Origin of the sequence: Vibrio sp. STUT-A16 (assembly GCF_026000495.1) — a bacterium.
In the GTDB taxonomy this organism is placed as follows: domain Bacteria; phylum Pseudomonadota; class Gammaproteobacteria; order Enterobacterales; family Vibrionaceae; genus Vibrio; species Vibrio diabolicus.
The window spans coordinates 1,541,721-1,554,956 of the sequence record NZ_AP026765.1 but is presented as its reverse complement, the minus strand read 5'-3'; the positions used below and the strand labels follow the sequence as shown (position 1 = coordinate 1,554,956).

Sequence of the window (13,236 nt, the reverse complement as noted above, 5' to 3'; positions counted from 1 at the left end):
CAACCGTCCCGCTCTACGATGAGATCCGCGCCAGATTGTCCTCAAAAGTTTGTAAGCACTGTAGATGCTGTTTTGTCCATAAGGTCTTCAATCTGGTGGTCTAACCGTTTTGTCATCTTTCTTTATCATCTGCAAACCTTGATTAAGTTCTGATCTCAAATACCTTACCAGTGACCATAACAGACCATGAGATTCTTGCTAGTTTGTTGGCCAAAGCGACGAGTGCCACATTGAATGGTTTCCGTTGTTTTAATTCAATAAGCCAAGTGCCGAAATATTTTTCTGCCGAGGTATCCCGCCACATTACTGCACGCGCAGCATGAATAAATAGTTCTCGAAGTTCCTTATTTCCACGCTTAGATATTCCAAGCATCCGAGGTTTGCCTCCAGTGGAATACTGATATGGAACCAAACCTAACCACGCGGCAAAGTTACGGCCATTCTTAAAATCTTTAGGATCTGCCACAACTGATAGGCAACAGGAAGCTGTCATTGGCCCAATCCCAGGTACGCTTTGTAAAATGGTCATTAACTCATTGTCTTTGTTTAACGCTTCTAGTTTTTCTTCCTGCTCTTTGATCCATTTGTTTAGCAGGTTGTAGTAATCAAGCTGGCTCCTTAATTCGAGAATTAGTAAAGGGGGCACTACTTCTTTACTATCTGCCAACCACTGAAAAAGATTCTTCATCTGATGATGACCCCTTGGAAAGCTGATCCCGAACTCCAAAAGCATGGAGCCAATCCTATTCATACAGGCAGTTCGTTCTTTTATGTAACCAGAACGAATTTTACGAACAACGATACTAAGTTGAGCTTGTTCACTTTTGGGAGAAACAAATCTCATCTTTGGCCTAATGGCTGCTTCAGCAATAGCATCTGCATCAATGAAGTCGTTCTTGTGAGTTTTGACGTAAGGCTTAACGTATTGCGCGGGAATCAGCTTTACGTGATGACCATACTCTTGGCATTTTCGAGCAAACCAGTGGCTGCCACCACAAGCCTCCATTGCAATAATGACAGGCTCATGGGCTGAAAGTAACTGAAGGGTTTTCTGTCTGGTTAACTTCTTTCGAAAAGTCTCTCTGCCACAACAATCATGGCCAACGAGATGAAAGACATGTTTCGCTAAATCTATACCAATAATATGTGTGCTGTTCATGATGGTTACCTTTCCTTTCCCCGACACTATCGAGTTTAGTGGAATGGAGGGGCGTACCATCTAATTAGTTTGCCAGCGACTTTTCTAAATTAGCGATTCATGAATAACTACAGGTATGGGAAGTCGCTTAATTCGGTGCCCAGTTTTAATGGTACAGATCATCACAACGATTCATTTACCACTGTCGATTCAAGCTCTTCGAGCCGCACTTGTTATGACCGGTGTCGTTTGGCAACCAACGTAAATTTGTAGTCGGTCGATTTGAAGTAATTGCGACTGTATTCAAACACCACGTCACCTTGTAAGAAACCACGAGTGCGTTTTTCGATGATCGGTTGAGCAGGGTCGATGTCCAGAAGCTCAGCAATTTCTTGCGGAGGCAAAATTGGAATAATTTCCTGCTCACTGCGGTCAATCACCATCCCCTTTTCTTTCTCGATAAAGTGGTATTTAGAGCCTTGCATCACTTGATAGGTCAGATCAGGGAACATGTCCGTCGGTAACCACGTTTCTTCAACAGTGATTGGCTTGTCATCCAAATAACGAACACGTTTCACGTAAAAGATTTTATCGCCTTCACCAATATCCAACAAGTCCGCCATGGCAAGTGAAGCTTTTGTGATTTCAAACGCTAAAACATCACTGTGCGTCATCACATTTAAATGCGCCCACTTTTCCGCAAAACTGCTCTGCTGATAAATATCGTAGTTAATCTTGTTTTCTTTTACATAGGTTCCACTGCCCTGCACACTTTCCAATTCACCATTCTCTATCAGTAACTTTAATGCTTGGCGAACCGTTACTCGACTGCAAGAAAAAGATTCTCGCAGTTGGGCTTCGGTAGGAAGTGCCGTTCCTACTTTGTATTCGCCCTTAATGATCTTCTCACGAATTGCATTCACTATCTGACGATACATTGGCAGTCTGGCCATATTTACCTCTTTAAAAACAATACAAATAACGGTTCGAATAAGCTTGTTTGAGATAACTCTAAACCAGTTACATTAGGATGAACTATCATTGCAAAAAGATTTGGTTTACGACCCATATAATACGAAATCAGGTCAATATGACAAGTATTTGTTCGCATAACAGAACAACAAACAATACAACAATAATACATATAATAACTTAAACGCGATCATGATCACGGATCATTTGTACTTAAGATGTATTATTATAGCTATTGTTGAATGTTCAACAATGTCGAATGTGACAATGGGACAAACGTTATGAAATTAACCTCTCTTACAAACCCATCGCTGATAAACTTACAAACGACGTTCGAAAGTCGTGACGCAGCGATTCGTGCACTTGCCGAGCAGTTAAACCAGCAAGGCAAACTGCATAACAAGGAAGAATACCTACAAGCGGTGTTTGCTCGTGAGGAGCAAGGACCGACGGCACTAGGTGAAGGTTTAGCAGTGCCACACGGTAAGACGGATGCAGTAAAAGAAGCAGCATTTGCCGTAGCCACACTAAAAGAAGACTTAAAGTGGCAAGGTCTAGATGAAGACGAAGACGTAAATCTGATCTTTCTGATTGCTATTCCAAATGCAGAAGCAGGTTCAACGCACATGCACTTGCTGACCGAACTGACCACAACCCTAGTTGATGATGACGTGCGTGAAGCTGTGCTAAATGCTACAAATGTAGAACAAATTATTTCATTACTTGACGGACAAGGCGAACCAGAAGATAAGGACAGCGAATTAGATACAAATGCGCCAACAATCGTTTGTGTCACAGCTTGCCCAGCGGGTATAGCTCACACCTACATGGCAGCAGAGTACCTTGAAAAGACAGGTAAGAAGCTCGGTTATAACGTTCACGTTGAAAAACAAGGCGCAAACGGCATCGAAGATCGTCTGACTGCCGAACAGCTCAACAGTGCAACAGCGGTCGTTTTCGCGGCAGAAGTAGCGATCAAAGAGTTAGAGCGCTTTGAAGGCATTCCTCGCGTTGAAGTACCTGTAGCAGAGCCAATCAAACACTCTGAACGCATTCTTAACGAAGCAGTAGAAGCGGGTAAAGCAGGTCGAAGTGCCGGCGCAGCGGTCGCAACAAACGACAAACCGAAAAAACTACCACTCAAAACGGAACTTAAACAAGCGTTGCTATCAGGTATCTCTTACGCGGTTCCTCTGATCGTTGCAGGCGGCACCGTGCTTGCTGTTGCCGTGCTATTGGCGCAAATGTTCAACCTCCAAGATCTGTATGCAGAAGAAGGCTCTTGGTTGTGGATGTACCGCAAGCTAGGTGGCGGTCTACTAGGCACATTGATGGTGCCTGTACTGGCAGCTTACACGGCTTACTCATTGGCAGATAAACCAGCACTTGGACCTGGCTTTGCAGCAGGTATCGCAGCCAACCTTATCGGCTCTGGCTTCCTTGGTGGCGTTGTCGGTGGTTTGATTGCAGGTTACGTCATGCGTTGGGTGAAAGAAAACGTACGTCTAAACCCTGCGTTCAATGGTTTCCTAACTTTCTACTTATACCCTGTTATCGGTACTTTGGTTGCCGGCTCACTCATGCTGTTCGTTATCGGTAAACCCGTAGCTTGGTTAAACCAAGGTTTGACGGACTGGCTAAACGGCATGTCTGGCACGAACGCCCTACTTCTGGGTGCGGTGATTGGCTTGTTCGTATCGTTCGACCTTGGTGGTCCCGTAAACAAGGCGGCTTACGCTTTCTGTCTGGGTGCAATGGCGAACGGTGTTTACGGTCCGTATGCCATCTTTGGTTCGGTCAAAATGGTGTCAGCGTTCACAGTAACTGCATCAACTCTGCTTGCGCCTCGATTATTCAAGGACTTTGAAATCGAAACGGGTAAATCAACGTGGTTGCTTGGTCTTGCTGGCATCACAGAAGGTGCTATCCCAATGGCGATTGAAGATCCAATTCGTGTAATTGGCTCATTCCTTCTTGGCTCTGTTGTAACAGGGGCAATGGTAGGTGCAGCTGGTATCGGTCTATCAACTCCAGGCGCAGGTATTTTCTCAATCTTCCTACTGCATGATGCTGGTCTGGGCGCATTCACCGCCGCAGCAATCTGGTTTAGCGCTGCGCTGGTTGGTGCAACCATCTCGACCATCACCCTCATTATGTGGCGAGCACATGCTGTAAAAAAGGGCAAATTTGCCACTGAGGCTACTGCACAAAATTAATTCGAATCACTCATAGATTCGCTCAACTCGAGCTTTGGGCGCGGGATTACTGCGCCCAAAATATTCGTCGGCAAACTTAAACGCCGCAAAAGCGAATAGAAAACAATCAATTTTAAAACAAATTAACGGCAATTATTGCCTAAGACGGTAAAAGTTATGACTACATCTCGCGTTCATATTACTCCTCACATGCACTGGGATCGTGAATGGTATTTCACTACAGAAGAGTCTCGTATTCTGCTAGTGAACAACATGGAAGAAATCATGACTCGTCTGGAAAACGATCCAGACTACAAATACTACGTGCTGGACGGTCAAACCGCCGTACTGGAAGATTACTTCGCTATCAAACCAGAAAATAAAGAACGCGTACGTGAACTCGTACAAGCTGGTAAACTGATTGTTGGTCCTTGGTACTCTCAAACGGATACGATGCAAGTATCTGGTGAATCTATCGTGCGTAACATGCTTTACGGATTGCGCGATTGTCTAGCACTAGGCGAGCCAATGAAGATTGGCTACCTACCAGATTCATTCTCTATGAGTTCGCAGCTCCCCGCTATCTACAACGGTTTCGGAATCAATCGCGCCATGTTCTGGCGTGGTTGTTCAGAGCGACACGGCACAAATAAAACCGAGTTCTTATGGCAATCAAACGACGGCAGCGAAGTTTCAGCGCAAATATTGCCATTGGGTTACGCGATTGGTAAATATCTGCCGCAAGACGAGGAAGGCCTACGCGCCCGTCTAGATAAATACTTCCCTGTGCTAGAAAAACCGTCAGTCACCAAAGACATTCTACTACCAAACGGTCACGACCAAATGCCTATCCAAAAAGACATCTTCGAGGTGATGGATAAGCTGCGTGAAATCTACCCAGATAAAGAATTCAAAATGAGCCGTTTTGAAGAAGCGTTCGAGCGTATTGAAGCCGAGCGCGAGCAACTTGACACCATCAAAGGCGAGTTCAACGACGGTAAATACATGCGCGTACATCGCACTATCTCTTCAACTCGTATGGACATCAAACTCATCCACGCAGAAGTCGAGAATAAGATCGTCAACATCCTGGAGCCGTTAGCGTCTATCGCTTGGACACTCGGATTTGAATACCACCACGGCTTGATCGAGAAAATGTGGAAGGAGAGCATGAAGAATCATGCTCACGATTCAATTGGCTGCTGCTGCTCAGACAAAGTGCACGCCGAGATATTAAATCGCTACATCCTTGCTGACGACATGGCAACCAACCTGATCAACTTCTACAAACGCAAGATTGTTGACCACATGCCAACACGCGAAGGCTGCGACAAGTTAGCGCTATTCAACCTATCTCCATACGCTCGTGAAGAGGTGGTCAACACCACCATCACAATCCGAGCAGAAGAATTCAATATCTTTGATGAAAATGGCACACCAGTTGAGTACTTCATTCAAGACCAGCGCATCATTGACCCAGGTAAGATTGACCGTCAGATCGTACATTACGGTAACTACGACCCGTTTATCGAGTACGACATTCAAATCAAGCATTCAGTGCCAGCTATGGGCTTCACAACCCTACACATTAAAGCCAACGAGAAAGGCACGCAAAAAGTGGCTGAGCAAAAAGAGTTCCTTCTTGAGAATGAATTCTATCGCATCAACGTAAATGCAAACGGTACTCTGAACATCTTCGACAAAGAGACTGAGCATCTTTACGAGCAAGCGCTGCGCATTGAAGACGGCTCTGATGATGGCGACGAATACGACTACTCGCCTTCTCGTAAAGAGTGGCTACTGTACTCTGACGAGTTCGATGTAGAAGTGAATGTGAAGCACGAAGGCTTCCAGTCTGTCGCAACCATCAAGCTACGCATGAACTTGCCTGAGAACCTACAACAACGTGAAGAGCGCACAGGCCAAAACGGGTACCTAGATGTGAACTGCCAAGTGGTTCTGAAACAAGGTACACGCCGTATTGAAGTTCGTATGGAGCTGGACAACCAAGCTGACGACCACCGCGTACGCGTACTAGTACCAACACCGTTTGTATCAGAAACCGTGGTAGCGGATAACCAGTTCGGCTTGATCACTCGCCCAACGAACGATCCAGAAATGGCGAACTGGGAAGCAGACGGCTGGAAAGAAGCGCCTGTACCAGTTTACCAGCTAATGAACTTTGCCGCGGTTGAAAACGCACAAGGTGGTATGGCGTTAATGAGCAACGGTTTGCGTGAGTTTGAAGTGATTTCAAGCCAAGGTAATGAAGAGCGAGACACATTCGCCCTAACCCTTCTGCGTGGTGTCGGCGTGTTGGGTAAAGAAGAGTTGTTACTTCGTCCGGGTCGTCCATCTGGTATCAAGATACCAACGCCAGATTCACAAGTACGCGGCAAGATTGTTTGTGAATTCGCATTGTTCGGTTTCGCAGGAAACCACATCGAAGCAAACGTCATGGCAGCGGCGCGTGACAACGTGACTCCAATCCAGTGCTACAACAAAATTCCTTACAACGCAATGAAGCTCAACGTTGGCGAGCAAAACCTGCCACTAACACACAGCTTGTTGAACAAATCGCAAGACGGCGCAGTATTGAGCGTATTGAAGAAAGCAGAAGACGAAGATGCGCTCATCCTACGCGTTTACAACCCATCAGAAAGCGACGTGATTAACGACACAGTGACGTTCACCTCAAAAGTGGCCTCATGGAAAGAAACACAGCTAGACGAAAAAGTGTTACCAAATGAGGTAGACACAGCATCGTTCGGCATGCTGAAACCGTGTCAGGTTAAGTCTTTCCAAGTGAAATTTTAAGTTAACCATAGCTCCGCGACATGCGGAGCTTAAGGAATCTTCATGAAAATTGTAATCGCCCCAGATTCTTTTAAAGAATCACTCAGCGCTAAGATGGTTTGCTCTGCAATTGAACGGGGTTTTCGCGACTCATTTCCAAATGCCGAATACGTGCATCTTCCTCTCGCGGATGGCGGTGAAGGAACTGTGGATGTGCTACTGGAAAGCTTAGGTGGCTCATTGCAGAAAACGCAAGTTGAAGGACCAACGGGTGAATGGATCAACGCACACTGGGCTTTGTTAGATGACGGCAACACCGCACTCATAGAAGTTGCTGCGGCCTCAGGGCTAGACTTACTCACGAAAGAAAAACGCGCCCCTCTCTTTACATCTACCTACGGTACGGGTCAGTTAATTAAAAGCGCTCTGGACCATGGTGTGAGTAAAATTCTCATTGGTTTGGGGGGAAGCGCTACCAATGACGGAGGCGCAGGTATCATTCAAGCACTTGGAGGCCACCTATATGACTCTCAAGGTAATGAATTGATTAGAGGGGGAGGAGATTTATCTCGGCTTAGCAAAGTCGATCTAAAAGGTCTCGACTCTCGTTGTCAAAATATTGAGATGATAGTGGCCTGCGATGTCACGAACCCGTTGTGTGGTCCACACGGAGCGAGTCATGTGTTCGGCCCTCAAAAAGGTGCTTCGGTGGCTGATATAGATAAGCTAGATACGGGTCTCATGACTTTTTCCTCTTTCGTTTCACCTAACAAGCAATTCGACCCACTATTCACTCCCGGATATGGGGCTGCTGGAGGGACGCCACTAGGTTTATCGCTAGCTTTCGACGTTCAATTAAAGCCTGGTATTGATATGGTTTTGGAAGCTATAGATGCCAGGAGCATCATCAAAAGTGCGGACCTCGTTATAACCGGTGAAGGGCAAATGGACAACCAAACTATACAAGGTAAAGCACCTTGGGGGGTTGCAAGGTATGCCAAAGAAAAAGATGTCCCTGTGATCGCGATAGCAGGCTCTTTGGGGACAGATATTCAGAAGCTTTACTCACATATTGATAGCGTATTTGGTTCAGTGCGCAGCCCTCAGTGTCTCTCACAAGTCCTGGTAGAAGCCGAAGAAAATTTGATAAGAACAGCAAGAAATATTGCTGCAACTCTCAAACTAGGTAAAACGTTAATCTAAAGAGGATTGCACTATGAAAAATTTATTTTTTAAGCTTGAGAATACCATTCAAAACTATTCTTGGGGCAGTCGTGATGCGATTAAAGAACTTTTTGGTATAGAAAACCCTGACAACTCACCCCAAGCTGAAATTTGGATGGGCGCACACCCAAACGGATGTTCGCGCAAAGCCGAAACCCATGAATTGCTATCCGATGTAATAAACCAAAACAAAGTTCAATCGTTGGGAAACTATACAAAGGAAAGATTTGGCGAGCTGCCTTTCTTGTTTAAAGTGTTGGCCGCAGAAATGCCACTCTCGATCCAGGTTCACCCAAGCAAAAGCAAAGCTGAAATGGGTTTCGCTCGTGAAAATGAACAAGGTATTCCGCTTAACGCGGCAAACCGTAATTACAAAGATCCAAACCATAAGCCAGAGCTAGTTTATGCGCTGACCTTTTACAAAGCGATGAATGGTTTCAGGCCAATAGAACAAATTTTAACTTTGTTTGAGCACGCGAATATTACAACGCTTAGAGCAGAAATCAGTGCATTAAGAGCGTCTCCAAACAGTGACGGTCTCAAAGGCTTTTTTTCTGCAATTATGTCTCTGGAAGGTGAACGCAAGCAACAAGCACTGGAAGAGCTTTACACGAGTCTTGAGCGCCCAGCAAAAACAGCGATGGCTCGTGAGGCTTATGGTTATATTAAAGATTTTCGTCAGTACTATGCCGATGATATCGGTTTGTTTTCACCATTGATGCTAAACACTATTGAGCTTGAACCAGGTGAAGCTATGTTTTTGCATGCGGAAACACCACACGCCTATGTTCAAGGCACCGGCTTAGAGATTATGGCGAACTCAGATAACGTGCTACGCGCAGGCTTAACCACAAAGTACATAGATGTGCCAGAGCTGATTGAAAATACGACGTTTATACCCATTGATCCAGCACATATAAAACTTGATCCCATCCATAAAAACGGGAAATTAAGCTACCCAATTCCTGTTGACGATTTTGGATTTGAAGTTGTACCTGTCGCAAATCAAAACATCATACAATTCGTTCGCAGTCCAGAGATTCTATTTTGTATTGAAGGAAAAGTGACCATTTCCAACCAGCAGGATCAAATAAATCTAAAAGCAGGAGAATCCGTCTTTGTTAGCAGTCATTCCGTTAAGTATTTATGCGAAGGGAACGGCACATTAGCTCGTGCATTTAATTAATTAAAAGCAAGAGCGAAACGCAAAGACTAACCAACTAACATTATCTTCATTTTTCGTGACTGTTAATTTGAAAAAAAAACAGTGCTTGTTATCAAATATAAACACGTTACATATGGCCGACGTTACTCCCTCCTTGGGCCATTCCCACCAATGCTCACGTTCATTGGTGGGTAATTTTTCTTCATAATAAATATTCCTGAATGTAAATCTCCTCGTTAGGGCAATAGGCGACGAATGTTTTCCAGATAATTAAGCACTGACTGCTTATCATACAAAGCATTCGATTTTTCACCTGAACTTTGCCTCACCACCAAACTAACGGGCAATACTTCAGAGATAATTCCCGCCCCCTTCTCCACCTGGCTTAGGACCAATTTGACCGCCTTACGCCCGAGTTCGTTAAAGTCTTGTTTAACCGTCGTCAAAGGAGGTGAGAAAAATTGACTGTCCTGAATACCATCAAACCCGACTACGGACACGGTTTTAGGAACATTAATGCTCACTTCGGAAAGCGCACATAATACGCCCAGCGCCATCTGGTCATTGGCGACTAAGACCGCATCAAAAGATATACCTTTTAGCACTGCATCTTTAATTGCATTGTAGCCACTGGCGGCTTGCCAATCACCTTCGTAGAATGCAGCTAGTGTAAGCCCATGTTGCTGAATTTGTGACTCCCATTCTTTGTATCGTAGCATCGAGGCCGTCGATGCTTCTGGCCCTGAAATACACACAAAAGCTTCGCGCTTTTGATTAATCAGATGAGACACGGCGAGGTACGCTCCCGTTTTGTGGTCACAACTTACGTGATTAACCAACGTCCCCTCAGGAACATCAATAAATACCATTGTGAGTTGACTGAACTGCTCGACAAGGCTCTCCGCCGTATCTCGTGCTACGGGCGCATTGATAATAATGACATCAACTTGTTGGGCGATCAGTTCTCGAATTGCTCCTCGAAATTCATCAATGGAATTTTCACTTAATACTGTCAGCGCAGTCGCATAACCCATCTCGTGAGCTTGGTTGCGAATGCCGTTGGCGATTAATGCCACACCATGCAGCGATATATCCAAAGAGACAATGCCGATAATGCGTGATTTGGCTCGGCTAAGCATTTGTGCACCTTTATTCGGCACGTAGCCAAGCTTTTTGATCGCATTATTCACTCGTTTACGAGTTTCTTCCGCCACGTTATCTGCACCATTGGTTACACGTGATACAGTTTGTGTTGAAACCCCCGCTAAACGTGCGACATCTTTAAAAGTAACAGCCATGGTGTTCTCCAATTTTTATTTATCATCTACGATAACAAATTCAAGCGTCCCCCCTCGTGAACAGTGTCACACAAACACCATTTAATGTTTCCGAAAACAATCGATCTAGGCCACAAATTTAAACTCAAAATCCTCCTCTAGATCACACTTAAATGGCAGTTATGTCGAAATACAACTTAATAAGCGCATTATTATTTTTAAATTGAATGTTTTCGTAAACAGGAAAATAAAATGCAAAGAATCGTTCACCTAAAATCCAAGAATCACAGCATGATTATTAAAGTTGATCGTGTTCCTGAAATCCTTCATTGGGGAGCAAAAATCGCGCAAATCGATCCGGACTTAATGTTATCAACAGAGCGCCCTATTTCTCAGGCTCGTCTCGATGTTGATGTCCCACTTTCACTGTGTCCAGAACTAGGTAGTGGTCACTTCAATGCGCCGGGAATTGATGGACATAGAAATGGCAATGACTGGGCGCCAGTATTCAAAACCAAATCCATTGAACACGACGATAACAGTGCAACATTTACGCTTCAAGACGACGTTGCGGGACTTGAGTTATTAATAGAGCTGCAAATGGATTTTAGAAGTGACGTGGTACAAAAACGCATCACCGTTAAGAACACGGCTGCTGGCGAATATTGCTTGGGCAAGCTCTCCTCTACTCTACCACTTCCAAACCATGCCAACGAGCTGATGACTTTCCACGGACGTTGGTGCCATGAGTTTCAGACTCAACGCTTGAACTTTGAGCATGGGGGTTTTATGCAAGAAAACCGCCGCGGTCGCACCTCTCATGAAAACTTCCCTGGACTATTTGCTGGCACCAATGGTTTCAGTGAGCAATTAGGGCAAGTTTGGGGCTTCCATCTAGGCTGGAGTGGTAACCATCAATTGCGTGCTGACGTTCGTAGTGATGGTCGTCGTTTTGTTCAAGCAGGTGAACTGTTACTGTCTGGAGAAAAGCGCCTGAAGAGTGGTGAACTGTACCAATCACCTTGGCTATACGCAACCTACAGCACCTCAGGCTTGAACGGTATTTCAGAGCGATTCCACGAGTTTGTTCGCGCCAACATTGTTAAGTTTCCTAGCAATAAACCACGCCCTGTTCACCTAAACACATGGGAAGGTATCTATTTCAACCATAAGCCTGACTACATTATGGAGATGGCTACCGAAGCCGCTGAAATGGGCGTTGAGCGCTTCATTATTGATGACGGTTGGTTCATTGGCCGAGATGGCGAACGTGCGGGACTTGGAGACTGGTATTTAGATGAAACCAAATACCCTAATGGTCTCGAACCTGTTATCGAACACGTGAACAATCAAGGCATGGAGTTTGGTCTTTGGGTTGAGCCAGAGATGGTCAGCCAAGACTCTAACCTGTATCGCCAACATCCAGATTGGGTGTTAAGTCTGCAAGGCTATGACCAACCTTCGGGCCGTTGGCAATACGTACTGGATTTACAAAATCAAGATTGCTTCAACTACCTGTTCGACCGTCTGAATGACTTATTGACTCGCTACAACATTGGTTACCTGAAATGGGACATGAACCGCGAGTTGGTACAACCAGGGCATCAAAGCAAACCAGCAGTGCATGATCAAACTAAAGCCCTTTACCGTTTATTAGATGAACTTCAAGCCGCCCATCCTGCCGTTGAGATTGAGTCTTGTTCTTCTGGTGGTGGCCGTATTGATTTCGAAATATTGAAGCGCACTCACCGCTTCTGGGCTTCTGATTGTAATGACGCGCTGGAGCGTCAAGCGATTCAACGTGGCATGAGCTACTTCTTCCCACCGGAAGTGATGGGCGCTCATATTGGTCCAGCCGAGTGTCACTCAACCAATCGTCGTCATGCGATCAACATGCGTGGCGTGACAGCATTAAGTGGCCACATGGGCGTGGAACTAGACCCTGTAAGAGAATGTAAAGAAGAAAAGCAAGCTTTCGCCCATTACATTCAGCTGCATAAACAGTATCGCGATTTGCTGCATTCTGGACGTACCTTCCGCATCGACCCTGCTGATCAAAACCAGAACATCTATGGCGTAGAGAACGGGCAAGAAATGCTGATTACGGTGTGCCAGTTGGCAATGCCAAACTACGCGTTGCCATCCCCACTTCGAATCAATTGTGCGGATGAAAACACGCGTTACGAAATCAAGATCGTTGAAATGCCAAAAACCAGCTTCCAGTTGATGAAACAACGTCCAAAATGGCTAGATAAAACCCTGATACTCAGTGGTGACAACTTAAAAGAAATTGGGGTAACACTCCCTATTCTCGACCCTGAGTCGGCGCTTATTGTTCACCTGAAAAAACTTTAAACCTCTTTATGTCCCTCTAGCAACGGGTTTCAACTTAACGTTGTTCCTGATAAAACACTCTTACTAGATGCTAGAGGGACACCCTACGACCAACAAGCAAAAACTTATTGCTTA

General features: G+C 45.2%; 8 protein-coding genes. 5 read left to right on the top strand and 3 right to left on the bottom strand.

Annotated features, from left to right (window positions below):
- Positions 1 to 142 precede the first annotated feature (142 nt).
- Both OO778_RS07265 and OO778_RS07260 read right to left on the bottom strand, forming a co-directional pair.
- Positions 143 to 1,159: an IS110 family transposase gene (locus OO778_RS07265; protein ID WP_257887993.1), complete on the bottom strand. Its 1,017-nt coding sequence runs from the start codon at positions 1,157 to 1,159 to the stop codon at positions 143 to 145.
- A 212-nt stretch (positions 1,160 to 1,371) separates the two neighbouring features.
- Positions 1,372 to 2,091 carry a GntR family transcriptional regulator gene (locus tag OO778_RS07260; protein ID WP_243978656.1) on the bottom strand — a complete coding sequence of 240 codons (720 nt, stop codon included), beginning with the start codon at positions 2,089 to 2,091 and terminating at the stop codon, positions 1,372 to 1,374.
- A 300-nt stretch (positions 2,092 to 2,391) separates the two neighbouring features.
- Here OO778_RS07260 and mngA point away from each other — a divergent pair, with 300 nt between their 5' ends.
- The 4 genes from mngA (at position 2,392) to manA (ending at position 9,511) form a co-directional block, all read left to right on the top strand.
- Positions 2,392 to 4,326 (top strand): PTS 2-O-a-mannosyl-D-glycerate transporter subunit IIABC, encoded by a 1,935-nt coding sequence (mngA, locus tag OO778_RS07255; RefSeq protein WP_264911193.1) that lies wholly within the window; start codon positions 2,392 to 2,394, stop codon positions 4,324 to 4,326.
- Positions 4,327 to 4,482: 156 nt separating this feature from the next.
- On the top strand, positions 4,483 to 7,122 hold the full coding sequence (gene mngB / locus OO778_RS07250; protein ID WP_014232184.1) for a mannosylglycerate hydrolase: 2,640 nt from the start codon (positions 4,483 to 4,485) through the stop codon (positions 7,120 to 7,122).
- 42 nt (positions 7,123 to 7,164) lie between these two features.
- A complete protein-coding gene (locus OO778_RS07245) occupies positions 7,165 to 8,304 on the top strand; it encodes a glycerate kinase (RefSeq protein WP_014232185.1) in 1,140 nt (379 codons plus the stop codon).
- 13 nt (positions 8,305 to 8,317) lie between these two features.
- The gene (gene manA, locus OO778_RS07240) at positions 8,318 to 9,511 is read left to right on the top strand and encodes a mannose-6-phosphate isomerase, class I (RefSeq protein WP_014232186.1); all 1,194 of its coding nucleotides are present in this window, start codon (positions 8,318 to 8,320) and stop codon (positions 9,509 to 9,511) included.
- 215 nt (positions 9,512 to 9,726) lie between these two features.
- On the opposite strand, the gene OO778_RS07235 is transcribed toward manA, so the two are convergent.
- Complete coding sequence (locus OO778_RS07235; RefSeq protein ID WP_014232187.1) at positions 9,727 to 10,788, bottom strand: LacI family DNA-binding transcriptional regulator; 1,062 nt, start codon at positions 10,786 to 10,788, stop codon at positions 9,727 to 9,729.
- Positions 10,789 to 11,019: 231 nt separating this feature from the next.
- Between OO778_RS07235 and OO778_RS07230 the strand changes: the two genes are divergently transcribed.
- Complete coding sequence (locus OO778_RS07230) at positions 11,020 to 13,122, top strand: alpha-galactosidase (protein WP_014232188.1); 2,103 nt, start codon at positions 11,020 to 11,022, stop codon at positions 13,120 to 13,122.
- Positions 13,123 to 13,236 lie beyond the last annotated feature (114 nt).

Coding starts and splice junctions, on each gene's coding strand:
- OO778_RS07260 (WP_243978656.1), bottom strand. CDS start 2,091: ATGGCCAGACTGCCAATGTATCGTCAGATAGTGAATGCAATTCGTGAG.
- OO778_RS07235 (WP_014232187.1), bottom strand. CDS start 10,788: ATGGCTGTTACTTTTAAAGATGTCGCACGTTTAGCGGGGGTTTCAACA.
- OO778_RS07230 (WP_014232188.1), top strand. CDS start 11,020: ATGCAAAGAATCGTTCACCTAAAATCCAAGAATCACAGCATGATTATT.
- OO778_RS07265 (WP_257887993.1), bottom strand. CDS start 1,159: ATGAACAGCACACATATTATTGGTATAGATTTAGCGAAACATGTCTTT.
- OO778_RS07245 (WP_014232185.1), top strand. CDS start 7,165: ATGAAAATTGTAATCGCCCCAGATTCTTTTAAAGAATCACTCAGCGCT.
- mngB (WP_014232184.1), top strand. CDS start 4,483: ATGACTACATCTCGCGTTCATATTACTCCTCACATGCACTGGGATCGT.
- manA (WP_014232186.1), top strand. CDS start 8,318: ATGAAAAATTTATTTTTTAAGCTTGAGAATACCATTCAAAACTATTCT.
- mngA (WP_264911193.1), top strand. CDS start 2,392: ATGAAATTAACCTCTCTTACAAACCCATCGCTGATAAACTTACAAACG.